We start from the raw sequence: 20038 nt of genomic DNA, 5'->3' as shown, positions 1-20038 counted from the left end.
GAAATTTATTTTCTTACGTAAGAAAATTTCCCGCCTTGCGCAGAGAAAAAAATCGGCTTCCGCAAGGCAATTTTCCTTCCCTCCGAAGGGCGATTTTTTTGCTTCCACAAGGAAAAAAATTTCCGCATATGCGCAATTTTTTGCCCCTGCCTTTCCGGGAAAAACGACGTGGCGTTTGAAGCAAAATTGACCGCCCAAGCACCTAGTTTTTCGTGGGATTTTGCCCCCTTCTGTCTCCCTCCAAACGAAGAAGACAGAGTGATGGGAGCGAGGTCAACGAAGCAAGGGAAGGAAGACCGACGGCGGAGGCCTTCCCCTCCTCCTTAGGGCGAACAAAGGGCAACGAAGCAAGGGAAGAAAGACCAACGGCGAAGGCCTTCCCCTCCCCCTAAGGACGAACAAAGGTCAACGAAGCAAGGTCAGGAAGACCGACGGCGGAGGCCTTCCCCTCCTCCTTAGGGCGAACAAAGGGCAACGAAGCAAGGGAAGAAAGCCCGACGGCGAAAGCCTTCCCCTCCCCCGGCGCTGGGAGGAGGGAGAAATGAGATCGCCCACCTCCTTGAGTCGGCGACTCAGGAAGGTGGGCGATACTACACCAATCTAACCTATCAATTGGGGCAAGAGCCCCAAAGATGTGAGAGCTGTCTTCTCCCGGCGGGACGGGTCCGCTGACCTTAGCCTCAGGAGAGGAAGCGGTGGCTTAGTCCTTGAACTTGGCGGAGAGGAACTCGCGGTTCAGACGGGCGATGTTGGAGATCGAAATGTTCTTAGGACATTCGACCTCGCAGGCACGGGTGTTGGTACAGTTCCCGAAGCCCAGTTCGTCCATCTTAGCGACCATCGCCTTAGCACGGCGAGCAGCTTCGACACGCCCCTGGGGAAGGAGCGCCAGCTGGCTGACCTTCGCCGAAACGAAGAGCATCGCCGAGCCGTTCTTACAAGCCGCTGCGCAGGCACCACAGCCGATACAAGCTGCTGCGTCCATCGCCATGTCGGCATTAGCCTTGGGGATAGCGATCGCATTAGCGTCGGGCACGCCACCGGTATTGACCGATACGAAGCCACCAGCCTGGATGATCTTGTCGTAGGCGGAGCGGTCGACCATCAGGTCACGGATGATGGGGAAGCCCGCCGAGCGCCAAGGCTCGATGGTGATCGTGTCCCCTTCGTCGAAGCGACGCATGTGGAGCTGGCAAGTCGTGATGCTATCATCGGGCCCGTGGGGGTGCCCATTGATGTAGAGCGAGCACATACCGCAGATCCCTTCACGACAGTCGTGGTCGAAGACGACGGGTTCCTTGCCCTCGCGGACGAGCTGTTCGTTCAGGATGTCGAGCATCTCCAGGAAGGAGCTGCCCTGAGATATATTCTGTAGGTCGTACGTTTCGAATGCCCCCTTAACCTCGGGACCACGCTGACGCCAGACCTTAACCTTTATGTTGATATTCTTGTCCATTGTACCGATGTTGGCTTGGGGTTAGTTCTTATAGTTACGCTGCTGACGGACGACGAACTCGTAGTCAAGTGGCTCCTTGAGGAGGACGGGATCCTGATCTTCGCCCTGGTACTCCCAGCAAGAGACGTAGGCGAACTGGTCATCGTGGCGAAGGGCTTCACCTTCGGGCGTCTGGTGCTCCAGACGGAAGTGACCACCACAGCTCTCTTCACGGTCGTGGGCGTCGCGAGCCATCAGTTCGCCGATCTCGATGAAGTCCGCCAGACGAAGCGCCTTCTCTAGTTCGACATTGAGGTCGTCAGCCTTGCCAGGGATGCGGACGTCGCTCCAGAACTCCTTCTTCAGCGCCTTGAGCTCGACGATAGCCTTCTCGAGGCCTTCCTTCTCACGGCCCATACCGACGAAATCCCACATGATATGCCCGAGCTTCTTGTGGAGGCTGTCTACCGACTGCTTCCCCTTGATGCTCATCAGGCGAGCGATGCGATCCTGGATACCCTTCTCTGCTTCATCGAACTCAGGACGGTCCGTGCTGAAGCGAGGCACCTGGATCTGGTCTGCTAGATAGTTCTGGATCGTATAAGGAAGGACGAAGTATCCGTCAGCTAGCCCCTGCATGAGCGCCGAAGCACCGAGGCGGTTAGCACCGTGGTCAGAGAAGTTAGCTTCCCCGATGGCGAAGAGGCCTGGGATCGAGGTCATCAGTTCGTAGTCGACCCAGATACCCCCCATGGTGTAGTGGATAGCGGGGTAGATCATCATCGGCGTCTCGTAGGGATTGTCGTTGGTGATCTTCTCGTACATCTGGAAGAGGTTACCGTAGCGAGCCTCTACTACATCCTTGCCGAGGCGCTGGATAGCGCTGGAGAAGTCGAGGAAGACTGCTAGGCCCGTGTTGTTGACACCGAAGCCAGCGTCGCAGCGTTCCTTAGCCGCACGGCTAGCTACGTCACGGGGGACGAGGTTACCGAAGGCAGGGTAGCGACGCTCGAGGTAGTAGTCACGATCCTCTTCCTTGATCTCCGTAGGACGAAGAGTACCGGCCTGAAGCTTCTTGGCATCCTCGATATTCTTAGGTACCCAGATGCGTCCGTCGTTACGAAGAGACTCAGACATCAGCGTGAGCTTGGACTGGAACTCGCCATGGACGGGGATACATGTGGGGTGGATCTGTGCCATACAGGGGTTAGCGAAGTACGCCCCCTTCTTGTAGCACTGCCAAGCTGCTGAGCCGTTGGAGGCCATAGCGTTCGTGGAGAGGAAGAAGGCATTACCATAGCCCCCCGTCCCGATGACTACTGCGTGGGCAGCGAAGCGCTCGATCTTCCCGGTGACGAGGTTGCGAGCGATGATCCCACGAGCGCGTCCGTCGATGATGACGACATCGAGCATCTCGTGGCGGGTGTAGAGCTTGACGGTACCCTTACCTACCTGACGGCTCAGGGCGGAGTAAGCACCGAGGAGGAGCTGCTGCCCCGTCTGACCACGAGCATAGAAGGTACGTGATACCTGAGCACCACCGAAGGAGCGGTTGTCGAGGAGACCACCGTACTCACGAGCGAAAGGTACGCCCTGAGCTACGCACTGGTCGATGATGCTATTAGCCACTTCAGCGAGGCGGTAGACGTTCGCTTCACGGGCACGGTAGTCACCCCCCTTGATGGTATCATAGAAGAGGCGGTAGACAGAGTCACCGTCGTTCTGATAGTTCTTAGCAGCGTTGATCCCCCCCTGGGCTGCGATGGAGTGAGCACGACGGGGAGAGTCCTGGATACAGAAGTTGAGGACATTGAAGCCCATTTCTGCTAGGGAGGCGGCAGCAGAAGCGCCTGCCAGACCAGTACCAACGACGATGATGTCGAGGCGACGCTTGTTAGCGGGGTTGACGAGCTTCTGGTGGTCTTTATAGTTAGTCCACTTCTCGGCTAATGGGCCGGCAGGAACCTTAGAATCGATCTTAGACATAGTATCTATGGGATTGATGGATTAAGCTTAGCTCAGCCTTAGGCGAAGGGACAAGCACCGCCACAGAGGGACTGCAGGAAGTAATAGACTACCACCACCGCAAAGCCAAGGATGATGATGGTCGTGTAGACATTGGAGAGACAGCGTAGACGCTCAAACCAAATCTTGTTGTTGAAGCCGATGGTGTGTAGCGAGCTCCAGAACCCGTGCGAGAGGTGGAACCACAGGGCTCCCAGCCAGACGAGATAGAGGACGACGAAGATGGGGTTAGCGAAGGTATAGCGGATCAGGCCTGCTCCATCGGTAGGACCAGAGACACCGGCGATACCGAGGTCGTGCTGACCGATGATCTCTGCCAGCTGCATCTTTGCCCAGAAGTTGAAGAGATGGAGGAAGATCCCGAGGAGCACGATGACACCGAGAGCCATCATATTCTGCGAAGCCCACTCGACGCCCTTAGGCTTGTCGATGACTGCATAGCGGTCATTGCCTCGAGCCTTGCGGTTCTGCACCGTCAGGATGAAGGCATAGATGATGTGGACGAGGAAGAGGGCGGCTAGACCTATCGAAGCTACTAGTGCGTACCAGTTAGCCCCGAGGAACTCACACACGGCGTTGTATGCCTCCTCAGAGAAGAGCGCCACAAGGTTCATCGACATGTGGAAGGTCAAGAACAGGATGAGCGCTAGCCCTGAGATACTCATGACCAGTTTACGCCCGATCGAAGATTTGATTAACCACGACATAAAGTTGCTATTTAGTTGTTATCTATTTTATATCCGTGACTGGGAGGCATCGGTATGGATATTAGACTCTTGGAGGGATCATTGCTTACTGGGACCACCACATATCCTACCGAACTCCCTACAAAGATAACTGAATTAGGTATATAAAGCGCCATCATTAGCGAAAAAAAGGCCTAATTCGTTCCACTCACCTACCTTACTATAGGTATGTAAACAGGGGAAGCTCCTTCACCGAAGCCATTTCTCTACCTATATATAGCTAACCACATCGCTGTAGCAGGGGTACTAAAAAGCCTACCCACACTCTACCCTCGAGGCGAGGGAAGAGCGTGGGTAGGCGCTGTGGAGGGAGGTGTAGCAGGGGCTACTTCTCTCTGATGAAGATATTGATCGGCGTACCGGAGAAGTCCCAGTGCGCACGTATTTGATTCTCGAGGAAGCGACGATAGGGCTCCTTGACCCACTGCGGGAGGTTCGCGAAGAAGGCGAAGCTTGGTACTGCCGTGGGGAGCTGCATGACGTACTTGATCTTGATGTACTTGCCCTTGGTAGCAGGAGGCGGTGTCGCCTCGATGATGGGAAGCATGACCTCGTTGAGCTTGGAGGTAGGGATACGGGTGCTACGTCGCTCGTAGACACGCTGCACCTCCTCAAGCACCTTGAAGATACGCTGCTTCGTCAGAGCCGAGATGAAGATGATAGGGAAGTCAGTGAAGGGCGCTAGGCGCTGGCGGATCGCAGCCTCAAAGGTCTTGATGACGGCATTACTCTTGTCCTCGACGAGGTCCCACTTGTTGACGCAGACGATGAGCCCCTTACTATTCTTCTGGATGAGGGAGAAGATATTCAGATCCTGGCTTTCTATCCCTCGGGTGGCATCAAGCATGAGGACGCAGACATCCGAGTTCTCGATGGCTCGGATGGAGCGAATCACCGAATAGTACTCTAGATCTTCGCTTACCTTGCCTCGCTTACGTATCCCCGCCGTATCCACTAGGTAGAAGTTCATCCCGAACTTAGTGTAGTGGGTATAGATGGAGTCTCGTGTCGTGCCTGCTACGTTCGTCACTATGTTGCGCTCCTCACCGATGAAGGCGTTGACGAGGGAGGACTTCCCAGCGTTCGGGCGCCCTACTATAGCGATACGAGGTGCATCTAGTACTTCGTCCTCAGCCTCACCCTCGGGGAGCTCCTTGACGATGGCGTCGAGGAGGTCTCCCGTACCACTGCCACTGATAGCGGAGACAGGCAGGGGATCCCCGAGGCCGAAGGAGTAGAACTCCGCCGCCGCATAGTGCTGGGCGTAGTTGTCGGCCTTATTAGCGACCAGTAGGACGGGCTTCTTGGTACGGCGAAGCTTAGCTGCTACTTCGTCGTCGAGGTCAGTGACGCCGTTCTCCACGTCTACGACGAAGAGAATGACATCGGCCTCCTCCATAGCTATCTCGACCTGCTTATTGATCTCGCCCTCGAAGATATCTTCGCTCCCGACGACCCAGCCCCCTGTATCTACCACGGAGAACTCTCTGTCGAGCCACGAGACCCGACCATACTGACGGTCACGGGTCGTGCCTGCCTCTTCGCTGACGATAGCCCCACGGGTCTGGGTCATGCGGTTGAAGAGGGTGGACTTCCCCACATTGGGTCGTCCTACGATTGCTACTAAATGACTCATATTGCTTTTCTACTTATTCTGTACAGGGGGTTAGTCTAGGCGATAGCCGTAGGCACGCAGGAGGTTATCCCGGTTGCGCCAGTCCTTCTCCACCTTGACGAAGAGCTCTAGGAAGATCTTCTTTTCGAAGAAGCGCTCCATGTCTCTACGAGCCATCGAGCCGACCTTCTTCAGTGCTACCCCCTTGTGCCCGATGATGATCCCCTTCTGGCTATCACGCTCGACGATGATGAGGGCTTGGATGTGGATACGAGCTTCCTCTTCCCTAAAGGCCTCGACGACGACTTCGACGGAGTAGGGGATCTCCTTCTGATAGTAGAGGAGGATCTTCTCACGGATGATCTCGGTGACGAAGAAACGGGCAGGCTTGTCGGTAAGGGCGTCCTTCTCGAAGTAAGGTGGCGAGGGCGGGATGAGGCTCTCGATACGCTTCTTCAGGGGCTGGACATTGAAGTTGTTCAGTGCCGAGAGCGGTATGATCTCCGCCTCGGGGAGCTCCTGATGCCAGCGCTCTACCAGTGCTTCGAGCTCGGGCTGCGTAGTGAGGTCCACCTTATTAATAAGGAGTAAGACGGGGCACTTGACCCCACATACTCGCTCGAGGAAGAACTCGTTCTTGTCTGCCGTCTCCACGGTGTCGGTGACATAGAGCAAGACATCTGCGTCTCCGAGGGCTGACTCGGAGAATTCGAGCATGCTCTCCTGCAGCTTGTAGTTGGGGCGCAGTACTCCTGGGGTATCGCTATAGACGATCTGTAGCTCGGGGGGATTGACGATACCCATGATGCGATGGCGTGTCGTCTGCGCCTTGGAGGTAATGATGGAGACACGCTCTCCGACGAGGAGATTCATCAGCGTAGACTTGCCCACGTTGGGGTTGCCTACGATATTGACGAAGCCGGAGCGGTGTGTCTGCTCTTTCTTTTCTTCAGTCATCCGTGTAGACTATTCTTATTAGAGACGAAGACCCTGCCCGCTCGCTCCGTCGGGAGTGAGGAAGGCAAGGTCTCCGGCTAGGTCCTATTAGTTCTTAGGATCGTACGCCCACTTGACGTAGACGGCGCCCCAAGTGAAGCCTGCACCGAAGGAGGTAAGGATGAGGTTGTCCCCCTTGCGAAGCTGCTTCTCGAACTCCCACAGGCATACAGGGATCGTGGCCGAGCTGGTATTGCCTCGGTACTCGATGTTGATCATCACACGCTCCAGAGGTATCTGCATCTCACGAGCTACAGCGTCGATGATGCGGAGGTTGGCCTGGTGAGGCACGACCCATGCTACGTCTTCGTAGGAGAGGCCATTGCGCTCCATGATGGTACGACAGCTCGAAGACATGCCCTTGACAGCCTGCTTGAAGACAGCAGCGCCCTCCTGATAGACGAAGTGCTCACGACGGTCTACCGTCTCGTGCGAAGGAGGGTTAGCAGACCCCCCCGACTTCATGATCAGGTGGTCACGACCCGTACCGTCGGTACGGAAGTAGGCGTCGAGCACCCCTTCATTCTCCTCTGTTGGCTCGAGGAGGACACAGGCGGCAGCGTCACCGAAGAGCGGGCAGGTAGCCCGGTCTGTATAGTCTGTGACGGCAGACATCTTCTCAGCAGCGACGACGAGGATGCGCTGGTAGCGCCCCGAGCGGATATAGTTCGCTCCTGCCTCCAGAGCATAGATGAAGCTAGGGCAGGCTGCCTGCATGTCGAAGGTGAAGGCGTTCACGCAACCCGTCTCGTAGGCGACGATAGATGCTGTCGTGGGGAAGTGGTAGTCGGCGGTATTCGTCGCTAGGATGATCCCGTCGATGGTGGCGGGGTCGATCTCATTGCGAGAGAGGAGATCCTTGACCGCCTGGACACCTAGGTACGAAGCACCCTTAGTAGGGTCCTTGAGGATACGACGCTCACGGATACCCACACGGGTCATGATCCATTCGTCGTTGGTATCGACCAGTTTCTCTAGGTCGGCATTGGTCAGCTTATCTTCTGGCAGATACCCGCCTACAGCCGTGATGGCTGCATTGATGAGACTCATAGTTTGGCTAGATGATATACTTATGGAGTTAATTTCGGATGCTTAAGTTTAGGCACGAAAGTACAAAAAAAGCCCCAAAGTCTCAGTACAAAAAAAGCCCCAAAGTCTCCTTTGGGGCTTCTGTACTGTAGGCTGGAGAGCCGCACTAAGCCTGCTGCTCGATAGCGAGCTTGCCACGGTAGTAGCCACACTCACCACAGACGGTGTGGTAGATGTGCCATGCTCCGCAGTTAGCGCACTTTGCTAGCGTAGGCATAGCAGCCTTGTCATGGGTACGGCGCTTAGCTGTACGAGTCTTGGACTGTCTTCTTTTAGGATGTGCCATAAATCTATTTTGTTTTAATTACTAATCTCACTTGAGCCCCTTGAGAGCTGCCCAGCGCTCGTCGATCCCATCTTCATCGAGGGTAGGTGCCTGGCCCTCTGAGGGCTCACGCACCTGATCGGTCGCTACTCGGCCGTAGGCGGACATCATATCGGGGTTGCATTCCCCTGCGTCGTGCACCCGCTGAATAGGTAGGCTGAGCACGATGTCCTCATAGAGGATCCACTCGAGGTCCAGTACGCCATCCAGCTCGGAGACGACTAGGATCTCATCATTCTCTTCGAGGGCTTCGACTCCGAACTTGACTACAAACTCCCTATCCGACACCACGTCTATCTCGACGGGATCAAGGCAGCGGTCACAGGGGACCGTCACGTAGCCCTCGTAGTCGAAGGATAAGCTAAAGACGTCCCCCGTACGACGGAGCATCAGATCGACTTCGACCTCTCCGCCCTGCATACTTCCCTCCGAAAGTCGCTCGAAATAAGCATCATCCAGGAGCCAGCGGTACTCATGGTCGCCCTCAGGTAAGCTCCTGAGATTGACCTTATACTGATCCGTATGCATGAGGGTAACTCTAAACTTATACTTAAAAACTTGCGCAAAGATACACAAAAGAGCCCACACACGCAATCTCCAGACGAAGCGCCCGAGCTGGGGCGAGGACTCCCCCCTCGAGGCCTCCCTTCCCCACCCTCGCTCACTCGCCGAGAGGTACTACTGGCGCCTCCGAGGTGAGAGCAGTAGCGCCTCTCGGGAGGCACCAGTAGTACCTCCCGAGGCTTGCGCCAAGGGCCTTGCACCCACCTCTCTCAGAGGCACTTCGGAGGCCTCGGCTTAGCCCATCTCGAGAGCAAGTACCAACTCTCTGCCTTTTCGCTATCTTTGCTTAGACTCTCACGGGAGCGTGTACGACTATTCATCAACCTATAAATACATTAGACAGACAATGGAAAGCAAACAAGAGCTGGACTGGAAGAGCCTCGGGTTCGGCTACCATCCCACCGACTACAATCTGAAGTGCTACTACCGCAATGGCCAGTGGGGCGAGTGGGAAGTATCCTCATCCGATATGATCACCATCCCTATGGCTGCTACCTGCCTCCACTACGGTCAGGAGTCCTTCGAAGGACTGAAGGCCTTCCGCGGGAAGGACGGTAAGGTACGTGTCTTCCGCCCCGAAGAGAATGCGGCACGCATGCAGAGCACCAGCCGAGGCATCCTCATGCCCGAGCTCCCCACCGAACGCTTCCTCGAAGCCGTCGATATGGTGCTTCGCCTCAACAAGCGCTTCATCCCTCCCTACGAAAGCGGTGCTTCCCTCTACATCCGTCCGCTGATGATCGGTCTGGGGCAGCAGGTAGGTGTCAAGCCCTCGGACGAGTATATGTTCCTCATCTTCGTCACGCCCGTAGGAGCCTACTTCAAGACGGGCTTCCGCCCCAGCCCTATGGCCATCATGCGTGGCTACGACCGGGCTGCTCCTCTGGGTACCGGGCGCTACAAGGTAGGTGGCAACTATGCCGCTAGCCTCAGCTCCGGCGTGCTCGCTCATGAGAAGGGCTACTCGGCCGTCATCTACCTCGATGCTAAGGAGAAGCTCTACATAGACGAGTGTGGACCTGCGAACTTCTTCGGGATCCGTGGCAAGAGCTACATCACTCCCAAGAGCTCCTCGATCCTGCCCTCCATCACCAACAAGAGCCTCATGCAGCTGGCCGAAGATATGGGTCTGACCGTCGAATGTCGCCCTGTCCATGTAGAGGAGCTCGCTACCTTCGACGAAGCTGGCGCCTGTGGTACGGCAGCCGTCATCAGCCCGATCCTACGAGTGGATGACCTCGACGAAGACAAGAGCTACGTCATCAGCAAAGATGGCAACCCAGGCCCGATCTCTACCGCCCTCTACGAGCGTCTACGTGCTATCCAGTACGGGGATTACCCCGACACGCACGGCTGGGTACGTGTCTACGAAGACCTCTAGCCCCGAGGCTACCCTACTACAATAAATGAGACCGCCCGAAGCACGCAGCGTGCTTCGGGCGGTCTCGCTTTATACTGGTAGAGAAGAAGTCGGGCTACTTGACCTCGTAGAGGTAGAACCAAGTCTTTTCGTCCTTGGCGCTGGTAAGCTTGTAGTACGTATCACCCGCTGTATCCGTCAGGGTCTCCACCTTGTACGGCGCACGAGAGCTGAGGCGGGAGATCCAGTAGTCGGCCGAGCCAGCATACCAGTACCACCAGGTGGTCTCATTACCATCACGGGCTAGGACATCTATCTGCGTCGGGTCGCTCCCCACAGGCACGAAGTCAGCCTCGTAGGAGAGGCGGGTGTAGCTCCCATCCGCTTGCTCGAAGATGGGCATAGTGATGAAGCTAGTGACCTGGGTATCGTTGCCCACGAGTCCCGTCTTCTGGTCTGCCTCGGTATTGACACCGAAGTAGGTGCGGGCACTCATGCGAGCCTTGCGCTGGCTATAGAGCGACTTATTGACCTTGGTGAAGTAACTGATGAGCCCCGAGGAGGCGTAGTCTGTCGTGAGGTAGGCGACATAGCTCTTCCCCACGAGGTCAATAGGCAGACTGACCAGCGTCGTCGTCAGTCCCCCTTCGAGCGAAGTGACGCTCCCCCCATCGGAGCTCAGACGGAAGCCCGAGATCGTGACCCCGCCTATCGTGATCGGCTCATAGAAGCGAAGACCCTCGGTCGTGTAAGCGAAAGCCACCTGCTCCGTCTTCTTCTCCGTCCCTTCACCAGCGAGGATGAATTCCAGCTGGCGGTAGGTCGGATGCAGGTGTAGCTCTACCTGACCCGCCGTGCCGATAGTGACGGGAGCAAGCCCCCGTCCCTGGAACTTCTGGGCCATCGCCTGCAGGGCTGCGATCTCCGTGGCAGGGTCGGTCGTCATGGGCACGAGGCTCATGCGATTGCGGTACTTACGCCCTTGCAGGAGGATGCTGTCGCCACTCTTGCCCATCAGCAGGAGCTCGAAGTCCCCGCCTCGGGCATTGCGGAAGTACTCGGTGGAGGTACTGAAGTGGTGGAGGACATTACTGCGGGTATCGAAGGCCAGAGTAGGCATATCGATATTGCGGACGGCGTAGGTGGAATTGGTCGACGTCGTCGAGAGCTCCGAGAGGGCGGTGACACGCCCGTCCTTGAACTGTACATACATCGAGTACCCCCCGTAAGCACGCTTCGAATCGGGGTAGTAGGTCAGGCGCCAGTAGCCACTATGCCCTTCGAGCGCAGTGACCGTCTCATTGATCGCCTCCTGAGTGCGCACTGCTGCCTCAGGGAGCTTATCGAGGTCGCCGGAGCTGGTGCATGAGCTCATCCAGAGGAGCGCACCCGTGGCGAGGGCTAGGATCTGCTTGTTGTTCATTGCTGTGTCGAGGCTGAGTTCATGGTGGTGAAGTCCTGTCTAGCGAAGTCGGGGTAGCGCTTCTGTAGCTGAGCACGGAGCTTGTCCATGTCGAGGCCCCAGGTATTGCTCATATAGTCCTTGATGATACGGATCTTCTCTTCGATGATCGAGCGTCCCGAGCGGGTACGCCCCTCAGGGACGACATCGGCGGAGGCTAACTTCGCCTCCCACTCATCAGCGCTCATGATGACATAGTTCCCGAAGAGCTCGGCGAAGTCTTCATGAGGCTCTTGGCTGGCGTAGTTGGTGATGAAGCCATAATGGAGGGAGTTCTTCCCCTCACGTGTCCAGCCTGCGATCCAGTCGGCTTGGCGGTAGTCCAGCGATGTGATCTTATCAAAGTCCGTCGTCGGCTCTACACGCTGATGGAAGGTATGCGCTGCTTCATGATACATCGTACGAAGGTAGACGTCCTTGAGACGATCTAGGTACGTCGTATTCTGACCATCAAGCCAAGTCTTCCAGGCGTCGTATTCGGACTGCACCGAGGGGTCCGTCTCTAGCACCTTCCCGAGACTATCGAGGGTGTGATAGTACTTCCCCAGCGAAGGGAAGTCGAAGCTATTGATGTTCATGAAGATGATCTTGACCCCGTTGACCGTCGAAGCACGTGTATTGGAGTTGCTTGGCGGAGGGTTGTAGGCTAGGAGCCCCGTTAGCACGAAGGCCTGAGGAGTGAAGCGACGCACGAAGTTCACCCCCATTACCTCGGTGTAGGGCTCGAGGAAGAGGTACTTCAGGACGTTCACGAACTGGAGGCTATTATACTCGTTGGCGGGAGAGGTGACCCAGTTGCGCCCGATCTCACTCTCCGTGTAGCGGTAGTAGATCTGGATATTGTAGGGCGAGGTGATCTCCCGCTCGATATACTCGTCCATAGCCGTGCGATGGGCCGAGGGCTGTAGTACCGAAGTCGAGGTAATATCAGCATCCACTTGGCGGCAGCTGCCGAGGGCCATCACGAGCGAGGCTAGGGCCCACAGGGAGGCTTTCCTTAGAGTCGTATTCATAGTGTGACGCAGTTAGTCGAGCGTAGGAGAATTATTTAGTCCGAGGTGTTGGCTCCAGTCCCGCATTGCGGACATTCTGGGGAATCTGGAAGGTCGTGTGCTCGTCCCACGAGGAGAGCGTCTTGGCTACTGTGACCTTATCACGCTCCTTCGTGTCGTGGACGAAGCGGTAGACCTCGATGCCATAGCGCCGTATGTCGAACCAGCGGAGACCCTCGTGAGCCGTAGCCACACGACGGCACTGCAGGAGGTGATGCAGGAGCATCTCCTGATCTTCGCCCCCATCGAGTGTGAAGGCCGGGTGTAGCTTCTTCTTCATCGTAGGCGTCGCCTCAGAGTTGTATTCGAGAGCCTTGTAGAAGGCGATGATGTCCTCTTTGGTGAAGGACTTCTTCGTCGTGTTGAGGTAGGCCGAGGTCCAAGTATTGAGGTCAGCGACGGCAGCGTCGTACTGCTTCTGGATGATCTCTGCTTCCGCCTTGACGAGGAGCGTCTCTTCAGCAGTGAAGGGGACAGAGAGCGTCTTGTCCTTATTACTTGCGTAGTAGGGATACTTAGACTGGTTGATGACGTCTCGGTAGTTGTACGAGGAGGAGACGAAGGGCACCTGCCAGTAGTCAGCCTGAGCCGTCGTAGAGGTACGCCAGATATTCTCGCCGAGGAAGACCTCTTCTGCTACTCGGTGCGTCATGGAGAAGCGCTTCATCTGAGCGTAGGAGAAGTAGGAGACTGCTCCCGACGTCACGGGCAGGAGGAGGAAGTTAGCCGAGACAGTCTCACGGCTGTAGAGCTTGGCATAGGCATCCTCCGTCTTCGCTCCGACGATGCTAGCTTCCTGGAAGTCAGCCCACCGGCGAGGAGCCTTCCCATCCAGTGCCTTCGTAGCATGCTCGATCGCCTTATCCCACTGCTCGTAGTAGAGGTAGAAGCGTGCGGCGAAGGCTTCAGCAGCAGCCTTATTGAAGTGGTAGGCCTTCTCACTGTAGAAGCTATCCGATATGAGCGGGAGCCCTTCGGTGAGGTCCTTGTCTATCGCTGCATATACTTCAGCTACACTGTTGCGCGTGTACTTCGGATCGAGCGTCTCCTCGGGAGCCGTCATATAGGGTACTCCGAGATCCTTCGAGCTGGTAGTGCTATTGTAGTGCTTACCGAAGAGGTTCACTAGGACGAAGTGTGCGTAAGCACGAGCCACGAGAGCCTCGCCCTTAGCAGCACTCAGTTCGCTTCCTCCACCCAAATTTTCGATAGCACGAAGAGCGGTGTTGGCATGCTGGATCGCCAGATAGTACGAGCGCCAGAGAGCTCTCATCCCATCGGAAGCATTGTATTCGGGGCCGTCGTTCCAGTAGACGAGGTCGTAGGTGAACTTCGTGAAGTTAGGATTGTCCGTCCCATAGTCGTCGACATTATCCGAGGACATCTCACATGCATAAGCATAGGAAGAGACTGGATAGGCGAAGGCTAGGATACGGCGTACCTTGTCGGCACTCGTGATGAGTACACGCTCATCGGGCTGCTCATCGAGAAGCTTGTTGCATGAGCCGAGGACAAGGGGAGCCACGAGAGCCACGAGGAGCACAAAGATTCTATTCATCATAATGGTATCTCGCGGGGGTTAGAGTCCGACACGCAGGGTTAGGATCAGCTTCTTAGGAGCCGTGACCGAAGAGCTGTACATATATTCGGGGTCGTCACCACGCAGACGGGCATCCGAATAGAGGAGCATGAGGTTCTGAGCCTGCAGCTTTACCGCGAGGTTCTTCAGCGGGGTGCGACGAAGCAGGGTCTTAGAGACAATGTACTCCATCGATATCTCCTTGAGGCGGATAAAGTCCGTGCTGACGATACGGGCTGTAGACGCTCCGTAGGCGTAGTAAGCATTGATCAGATTGTCGGCGCCGTACTGGTCGAAGGCATAGCTGGTCGGTAGACGAGGGATGTCGGTATGCTTCTCGTCGCCAGGCTTCTTCCAGCGCTGCGTCAGCTCACGTGGGAAGGCCGAGTAGTCATCGGTATTGGAGATGCTACGTAGGCGGGTGACTGCTCCGAACTCATAGTTGATATTAGCCGAGAGGGAGAAGTTCTTGTAGCGGAAGGTATTGGTCAGCGTACCTACGTCCGTCGGATCAAGCGTACCGCTGTACTTGAGGAAGTTAATATTGCTACTAGAGAAGTTGAAGTCCCCAAGGGTCTCTTGTCCCCGTTCGTTGTAGAAGCGAGGCATACCTTCGTTCGTCAGTCCGAGGAAGGGGATGGAGAAGACGGAGGATAGTGGGTACCCCTCATACGAGAAGCCTGATCCTGAGATCATGGTACGCACGGTGGGGTTGCTCAGGAGCGAGGTGATCTTGTTCGTCTTATGTAGGTAAGAGAAGCCCGTGGTCCAACTGAAGTTCTTCACCTTGAGGTTCACTGTCGAGAGGGTGAACTGAAGGCCTGAAGACTGGAGTTCGGCTACGTTCCCATTCTTCTGCGCTACGCCTCCGAGGGACTGGGTATAGATAGGACCGACGAGGTCGTAGCTACGACGACGGTAGGCATCCACCTCTGCAGAGATACGCCCCTTGAAGAGCCCAAAGCCTAGGCGAGCCCCGTAGGTCAGGGTCTTCTCATACGTCAGATCGTGGTTTGCCAGATCCTTGTACGCTAGACCGATCTCCTTAGAGTTCGGGCGCCAGGGTATCGCTGGATAGATCTCCTCAAGAGAGTTGGTGACAGAGGGGTTGTCCGCTACCATCCCTACGTAGGTCTTCAGGCGAAGAGAGGAGAGGGGACGAAGGTGACGGAAGAAGCTCTCCCGATCTACGCCCCAGGTCAGCTCCACGTTCCACGTCGGGAGCCAACGCACATAGCGTGAAGGACCGAAGCGGTTACTTGCATCGAAGCGCAGTAGCGCATCGATGGAGTAGCGATTAGCGAAGGAGTAGCTTGCCCGGGTGAGGATCCCGAGGTTGTTATTGATTCGATTACGGATCGTGTAGTAGTCCTTCCCCTGCTCGTAGAGGTACTGGATGGCATCGGGAAGATAGTACGAGTGGAAGCCGAGATCATAGAGGACACCATAGTTGATGTTCCAGTTACTCTCTACGCTTCCTTGGTTCAGCTCCACCCCAGCAGCAGCTACGACGTTGTGCTTGCCGAAGGTCTGGTGGTAGTCTAGATCAAGCTTGAAGCTATTGATGTAGTTCTGCACGACACGGCTCTCACGTATACCACCTTCGGGGAGGACGGAGTAAGGCAGCGCATAGGGATCGTTGGGGTCGGTGCGCAGGTTCTTATTGTTGTTGCGCACATTCGTCGTCTGCATAGCACGCATGCTACGAGCTAGGACGGAGTGCTCGGTATTGTCGAGGAAGGTAACGGTATTGGTGTACTTGATGTCGGTGACGAAGGTCGCACGTAGCTGCTTGAGGATATCCCAGGTAGCTGTCCCCTGGATACCAAGGTAACCGAGGGTCTTGGTACGACGGCTCTCACGGAGCTCATCGAAGATATTGTAGGAGACGTAGTCCTTGGTATAGTTCTCCGTGGGGTGTAGGGCTCGGCTCGTAGTATTGGCGTACTTGACTGCTGAGGTAGAAGGGTCTTCGGAAGTCGTGTACTCCCCGATGAGGTTAAGACCTATCTTGAGGGTGGGTAGGAGCTTGTAGTCCGCACTCATATTCCCCGAATAGGTATTAGACCGGCTACCGATAGTCCACCCTGGGTCGACGCGTGCTGTAAGGGAGGCGAAGAGGTTCGTCTTATCCGTCCCGCCGTTGAAGCTCAGCGTATGATTATGGACGATGGTATTGCGATACAGTTCCTTGAACCAGTTGGTATTAGCACGCTCTGCAGCACGGAAGTACGCTAGGCGTGAAGCTTCGTCGTTCGTCAGGCGGGGTTTTCCCGAAGCATCCAGCTCGTTGAAGAGCTGATACATGCGTCCGACTAGGCCCTGGTCCTTGTTCGTCTCCAGCGTGTGGATCGGGTACATCCCCCCGTCAAGCAAGTCTTGGATGAGCGCCACATGCTGCTGGGAGTTCATCACGTTGAGGTTGTTGTAGGAGGGGATGGGGCGGTAGATGAATTCCCCACGATAGCTCAGGGAAGATACGCCTGCAGCACCTGACTTCGTCGTGATCTCCACGACCCCTGCGATACCACGAGGGCCGTAGCTGGAGGTCTCGGAGGAAGTAGTGAGGATGCGTACCGAAGCGATATTGTCGATGCTTAGCCCAGGCACGATCCCAGCAGCTACCTGCTTAGGGTCTGCCCCAGAGAAGGCCTCAAGGCTCCCATAATCACTGCCGAGGACGACCCCGTTGAGCACCCACAGGGGCTTAGCTTTCCCCGTGATCGAGGTAGCCCCACGGCTAGAGGTAGAGAGGATGACGTCGTCCTTCCCTTCGCCCTGATGGTGCACGGCTGTGCTGTCAGTTCTGGTCTTATCTCGATCCCCCGTAGCTGGTACAGAGAGCTCCACATCGAGCTGAGGCTGAGTAGCTACTATAGTCTTGAGGATCTTACCATCGAGGATGAACTGGAGGGTCTGGCCGGATTCGAGCTCGATGACATAAAGTCCCTGCTCTGTCGTCGCCATACTACGCCCGGTCTCCTTCACGACGACTTGGATCTTAGGGAGCACCGCCTTCGAAGCATTTGTGACGCGCCCTGTGACCAAGATTTTCTGCGCTGAGGCCATACCTCCACCCAGGAGGAGCGCTAGGGCCAGCGCTGAGAGTCTTGTCTTCATAATACTCTGCTTGGATATCTAGTTGCGGGTACGAAGATAGCATTTTTACATTATACACAGAGATTAATCATACAGAATGACTTAATTAGATTTTTAAGGATGTCTATTTGCTCTCTCCGCCAATGTACAGACCTTTCCAAAGCAACGAAGCCACCCTCCCCGATGGGGAAGATGGCTTCTTAGCTTATGCCACTCTTGGGGCGTTTGTACTTCACGCCACCCAGAGGGTGAATGGGTCGGAGTCGACTACTTCTTGCGGTTGCCGTAGCGGCTCATGAACTTGTCCACACGACCAGCCGTGTCGACGAGCTTAGCCTTACCAGTAAAGAAGGGGTGTGACGTGCTGGAGATTTCCACCTTGATCAGAGGGTACTCTACTCCGTCGACGACGATCGTTTCCTTAGCAGGCATCGTCGAGCGCGTGATGAAAATGTCTTCGTTAGACATGTCCTTGAATACTACAGGACGGTAGTTCTCAGGATGAATTCCTTTCTTCATTATTGTTATAACGTTATAATTTATTCTACTTTTTCGCCGCAGCCGTAGCTGCTGGGTTGGTAACCGTAGGAGCGCTAATGGACTGCAAATATACAGATAATATATTGAATATCATACAAGCACACACCTCCCCCTAGGGCTAAGGCATAATCATCTATAGTCTCAGCTAGAGCTCTTGGTCAAGGAAGCGTATCGGGTTGAGCTTAGCCAGCAACGCCTGTATCTGCGGGATTGACTTGCCTAGTTTTACCTTGAGGGACTGCTGGATACAGAGGTCTATCCGAGCTAGTAGCTCCATATTCTTACCCGCTTCGCCTACGTACTTGCTCCAGACATACCCCAGAAGGAGCGCAGGGAGGTGATCCTACCCTCGCCTTAGAGCCTCCCCTACCCTCGACTCAGCTCCTACCCTCCTCCTTCCCCCAAAACAGCTCGCCCCGCCATGCCTACATGACGGGGCGAGCTATACCTAAGCTTAGGCACTCCACCTTGGGTCAAGGAGGTGACACAGCCAGGGGAATTAAGCAAAGAGATCGTTGAGCCCCTCGGCGATCGTTGGGTGCGTGAAGATCTGGGTGCGGAGGTAGCTGGCAGGGATACCGTTGTCGATAGCCATCTTGATGAGGTTCGCCAGCTCGTGCGCTTCGGCACAGAGGAGCGTAGCTCCGAGGATGAGGTCGGTCTCAGGATCAACCAGCGCCTTCAGCAGTCCATCGGTCTGGGTCAGGACCTTTGCCTTGGGGATGGAGCTAGCGGGGATCTTATGCAGGCGGTACTTGATGCCACGGCGCTCGGCCTCCTGCTCCGTCAGGCCGATCTGCGCCAGTGGTGGTGTGGTGAAGACACAGGTAGGCAGGACGCCACGATTGTGTATCGTGCGCTGCCCCGACCCGAGGAGCTGATCCCGCACGATGCGGTAGTCATCCAGCGAGACGTAGGTGAACTGCGGGCTCCCCGCAACATCGCCCATCGCCCAGACGCCCTCGCCAGCACGTAGCAGTTCGTCCGTCACGATGAAGCCCCGGTCATCGGTGCGTATGCCCGCACGATCAAGGCCGAGCGCCTCGGTATTGGGCACACGCCCCACGGCCAGCAGTACGGCTTCGCTGTCGAAGCGCCCTGCCGTCGTCACCGTCGTCACGGCCTCAGGGCTTGACTCGAAGCCCTCGACGGCAGCCCCCAGCACGATCTTGATGCCCTTAGCCTCCAGCAGACGCTGCATCTCCTCGGCGACATCTCTATCCTCACGTGCGAGGAAGCGGTCCCCCTGCTCCAGCAAGGTCACTGCCGTGCCGAAGGCCTGATACATGCAGGCGAACTCAAGGGCAATATAGCCTGCACCCACGATCACGAGGCGCTCGGGGCGCTCTGCAAGGCTCAGCAGGGCACGGCTATCGTAGATACGTGCATCCGAAGCGCCAGGCAACTCGAGGTGACGGCTACGTGTACCCGTATTGATGAAGATACGTGTAGCAGTGACCTCGTAGCTTCCTTCCGCCCCCTCGAGGTGCAGGCGGTGCGGAGCGACGAAGGAGGCTTCAGCCGTGAGCACACGGAGGCCGGGGATGCCAGCGAGCTTGTCATAGTTAGCCGCACGCAGTGCGGTGACGAGCTTCGTCTTACGTGCCATTGCGGCCTGGTAGGCAGTGTCCTTATCCTGAAGGCGGGCACTGAGCTCGCCTTCGACAAGCAGTGTCTTGGAGGGGATACAGCCGACATTGATACAGGTGCCACCGTACATAGTGGCATCACGCTCGACGAGGAGTACGGACTCGCCCGCACGAGCGAGGTCTGCAGCAAGGGTCTTACCCGCCTTACCGAAGCCTATGATGAGGTTGTTTACTTGGATCTGTTCCATGATTGTATCGTGATGAATATGTATATAAAGATAAGAGCTTTGGGGTCCATTTGGTTCTGCCTAGAGCTATACTCACACGATGGCTTCACACTGGGCTAGCGCCTCCTAGACATCGGGACATTCACTAGGGCAGTCTCGGGGCTCCTCAGCTAGAAGGACAAGGCGAGGTATCGGGGGACATCGGATGGCGGTCGAGGGGGAGGGGAAGAAGGGAAGCAGAGGCGGGTGGAGAAGGTGCTCGACGGCGGGGGCTAAGAGGCTCCCTCCAGCACCCCCAAAAACCGACCCACGGTAGGTCGTCTCTGCGACCTACC

17 protein-coding genes are annotated in these 20038 nt (G+C 56.1%); 2 read left to right on the top strand and 15 right to left on the bottom strand.

Going from position 1 to position 20038, the window contains the following annotated elements:
- Nucleotides 1–190, top strand: a 190-nt coding sequence (locus HMPREF1556_RS08905; protein ID WP_232299051.1) for a hypothetical protein, incomplete at its 5' end; no start/stop codon positions are given.
- A 510-nt stretch (nucleotides 191–700) separates the two neighbouring features.
- Here the strand turns inward: HMPREF1556_RS08905 and HMPREF1556_RS07810 are convergent.
- The 8 genes from HMPREF1556_RS07810 to HMPREF1556_RS07775 form a co-directional block, all read right to left on the bottom strand.
- A complete protein-coding gene (locus HMPREF1556_RS07810) occupies nucleotides 701–1456 on the bottom strand; it encodes a succinate dehydrogenase/fumarate reductase iron-sulfur subunit (protein WP_021667881.1) in 756 nt (251 codons plus the stop codon).
- 21 nt (nucleotides 1457–1477) lie between these two features.
- On the bottom strand, nucleotides 1478–3421 hold the full coding sequence (locus HMPREF1556_RS07805; protein WP_021667880.1) for a fumarate reductase/succinate dehydrogenase flavoprotein subunit: 1944 nt from the start codon (nucleotides 3419–3421) through the stop codon (nucleotides 1478–1480).
- 38 nt (nucleotides 3422–3459) lie between these two features.
- Nucleotides 3460–4167, bottom strand: a complete 708-nt coding sequence (locus tag HMPREF1556_RS07800) for a succinate dehydrogenase cytochrome B subunit, b558 family (RefSeq protein ID WP_021667879.1) — start codon at nucleotides 4165–4167, stop codon at nucleotides 3460–3462.
- 364 nt (nucleotides 4168–4531) lie between these two features.
- Nucleotides 4532–5842 (bottom strand): ribosome biogenesis GTPase Der, encoded by a 1311-nt coding sequence (gene der / locus HMPREF1556_RS07795; protein WP_044125396.1) that lies wholly within the window; start codon nucleotides 5840–5842, stop codon nucleotides 4532–4534.
- A 30-nt stretch (nucleotides 5843–5872) separates the two neighbouring features.
- Nucleotides 5873–6778 carry a GTPase Era gene (gene era, locus HMPREF1556_RS07790; protein ID WP_021667877.1) on the bottom strand — a complete coding sequence of 302 codons (906 nt, stop codon included), beginning with the start codon at nucleotides 6776–6778 and terminating at the stop codon, nucleotides 5873–5875.
- Between the two features lie 87 nt (nucleotides 6779–6865).
- Nucleotides 6866–7867: a beta-ketoacyl-ACP synthase III gene (locus HMPREF1556_RS07785; RefSeq protein WP_021667876.1), complete on the bottom strand. Its 1002-nt coding sequence runs from the start codon at nucleotides 7865–7867 to the stop codon at nucleotides 6866–6868.
- A 145-nt stretch (nucleotides 7868–8012) separates the two neighbouring features.
- Nucleotides 8013–8192: a 50S ribosomal protein L32 gene (rpmF, locus tag HMPREF1556_RS07780; RefSeq protein ID WP_021667875.1), complete on the bottom strand. Its 180-nt coding sequence runs from the start codon at nucleotides 8190–8192 to the stop codon at nucleotides 8013–8015.
- A 27-nt stretch (nucleotides 8193–8219) separates the two neighbouring features.
- Nucleotides 8220–8759 carry a DUF177 domain-containing protein gene (locus HMPREF1556_RS07775; RefSeq protein ID WP_044125395.1) on the bottom strand — a complete coding sequence of 180 codons (540 nt, stop codon included), beginning with the start codon at nucleotides 8757–8759 and terminating at the stop codon, nucleotides 8220–8222.
- 382 nt (nucleotides 8760–9141) lie between these two features.
- On the opposite strand from HMPREF1556_RS07775, the gene HMPREF1556_RS07770 reads away from it, so the two are divergent.
- On the top strand, nucleotides 9142–10176 hold the full coding sequence (locus HMPREF1556_RS07770; RefSeq protein ID WP_021667872.1) for a branched-chain amino acid aminotransferase: 1035 nt from the start codon (nucleotides 9142–9144) through the stop codon (nucleotides 10174–10176).
- Nucleotides 10177–10270: 94 nt separating this feature from the next.
- Here the strand turns inward: HMPREF1556_RS07770 and HMPREF1556_RS07765 are convergent, their stop codons facing one another.
- The 7 genes from HMPREF1556_RS07765 to HMPREF1556_RS07740 form a co-directional block, all read right to left on the bottom strand.
- Nucleotides 10271–11578 carry a DUF4302 domain-containing protein gene (locus tag HMPREF1556_RS07765; RefSeq protein WP_021667871.1) on the bottom strand — a complete coding sequence of 436 codons (1308 nt, stop codon included), beginning with the start codon at nucleotides 11576–11578 and terminating at the stop codon, nucleotides 10271–10273.
- Nucleotides 11575–12630: a substrate import-associated zinc metallohydrolase lipoprotein gene (locus HMPREF1556_RS07760; protein WP_021667870.1), complete on the bottom strand. Its 1056-nt coding sequence runs from the start codon at nucleotides 12628–12630 to the stop codon at nucleotides 11575–11577. Before HMPREF1556_RS07760 ends, HMPREF1556_RS07765 begins: the two co-directional genes overlap by 4 nt.
- Before the next feature lie 31 nt (nucleotides 12631–12661).
- A complete protein-coding gene (locus HMPREF1556_RS07755) occupies nucleotides 12662–14230 on the bottom strand; it encodes a RagB/SusD family nutrient uptake outer membrane protein (protein WP_021667869.1) in 1569 nt (522 codons plus the stop codon).
- An 18-nt stretch (nucleotides 14231–14248) separates the two neighbouring features.
- Nucleotides 14249–17368 (bottom strand): hypothetical protein, encoded by a 3120-nt coding sequence (locus tag HMPREF1556_RS07750; RefSeq protein WP_021667868.1) that lies wholly within the window; start codon nucleotides 17366–17368, stop codon nucleotides 14249–14251.
- 246 nt (nucleotides 17369–17614) lie between these two features.
- On the bottom strand, nucleotides 17615–17866 hold the full coding sequence (locus HMPREF1556_RS07745; protein WP_009433247.1) for a type B 50S ribosomal protein L31: 252 nt from the start codon (nucleotides 17864–17866) through the stop codon (nucleotides 17615–17617).
- A gap of 166 nt (nucleotides 17867–18032) precedes the next feature.
- The gene (locus HMPREF1556_RS08925; protein WP_021667867.1) at nucleotides 18033–18164 is read right to left on the bottom strand and encodes a hypothetical protein; all 132 of its coding nucleotides are present in this window, start codon (nucleotides 18162–18164) and stop codon (nucleotides 18033–18035) included.
- Between the two features lie 222 nt (nucleotides 18165–18386).
- Complete coding sequence (locus HMPREF1556_RS07740; RefSeq protein WP_021667866.1) at nucleotides 18387–19724, bottom strand: FAD-dependent oxidoreductase; 1338 nt, start codon at nucleotides 19722–19724, stop codon at nucleotides 18387–18389.
- Nucleotides 19725–20038 lie beyond the last annotated feature (314 nt).

The sequence above is a fragment of the Porphyromonas sp. oral taxon 278 str. W7784 genome (assembly GCF_000467855.2).
In the GTDB taxonomy this organism is placed as follows: Bacteria; Bacteroidota; Bacteroidia; order Bacteroidales; family Porphyromonadaceae; genus Porphyromonas.
Note: the sequence above shows the minus strand (reverse complement) of the source record. Positions and strands in the feature narration are given on the sequence as shown.

Excerpts from the sequence above, each read along its gene's own strand:
- HMPREF1556_RS07810 (WP_021667881.1), bottom strand. The coding sequence starts at position 1,456 with ATGGACAAGAATATCAACATAAAGGTTAAGGTCTGGCGTCAGCGTGGT.
- HMPREF1556_RS07805 (WP_021667880.1), bottom strand. The coding sequence starts at position 3,421 with ATGTCTAAGATCGATTCTAAGGTTCCTGCCGGCCCATTAGCCGAGAAG.
- HMPREF1556_RS07800 (WP_021667879.1), bottom strand. The coding sequence starts at position 4,167 with ATGTCGTGGTTAATCAAATCTTCGATCGGGCGTAAACTGGTCATGAGT.
- der (WP_044125396.1), bottom strand. The coding sequence starts at position 5,842 with ATGAGTCATTTAGTAGCAATCGTAGGACGACCCAATGTGGGGAAGTCC.
- era (WP_021667877.1), bottom strand. The coding sequence starts at position 6,778 with ATGACTGAAGAAAAGAAAGAGCAGACACACCGCTCCGGCTTCGTCAAT.
- HMPREF1556_RS07785 (WP_021667876.1), bottom strand. The coding sequence starts at position 7,867 with ATGAGTCTCATCAATGCAGCCATCACGGCTGTAGGCGGGTATCTGCCA.
- rpmF (WP_021667875.1), bottom strand. The coding sequence starts at position 8,192 with ATGGCACATCCTAAAAGAAGACAGTCCAAGACTCGTACAGCTAAGCGC.
- HMPREF1556_RS07775 (WP_044125395.1), bottom strand. The coding sequence starts at position 8,759 with ATGCATACGGATCAGTATAAGGTCAATCTCAGGAGCTTACCTGAGGGC.
- HMPREF1556_RS07770 (WP_021667872.1), top strand. The coding sequence starts at position 9,142 with ATGGAAAGCAAACAAGAGCTGGACTGGAAGAGCCTCGGGTTCGGCTAC.
- HMPREF1556_RS07765 (WP_021667871.1), bottom strand. The coding sequence starts at position 11,578 with ATGAACAACAAGCAGATCCTAGCCCTCGCCACGGGTGCGCTCCTCTGG.
- HMPREF1556_RS07760 (WP_021667870.1), bottom strand. The coding sequence starts at position 12,630 with ATGAATACGACTCTAAGGAAAGCCTCCCTGTGGGCCCTAGCCTCGCTC.
- HMPREF1556_RS07755 (WP_021667869.1), bottom strand. The coding sequence starts at position 14,230 with ATGATGAATAGAATCTTTGTGCTCCTCGTGGCTCTCGTGGCTCCCCTT.
- HMPREF1556_RS07750 (WP_021667868.1), bottom strand. The coding sequence starts at position 17,368 with ATGAAGACAAGACTCTCAGCGCTGGCCCTAGCGCTCCTCCTGGGTGGA.
- HMPREF1556_RS07745 (WP_009433247.1), bottom strand. The coding sequence starts at position 17,866 with ATGAAGAAAGGAATTCATCCTGAGAACTACCGTCCTGTAGTATTCAAG.
- HMPREF1556_RS08925 (WP_021667867.1), bottom strand. The coding sequence starts at position 18,164 with ATGGAGCTACTAGCTCGGATAGACCTCTGTATCCAGCAGTCCCTCAAG.
- HMPREF1556_RS07740 (WP_021667866.1), bottom strand. The coding sequence starts at position 19,724 with ATGGAACAGATCCAAGTAAACAACCTCATCATAGGCTTCGGTAAGGCG.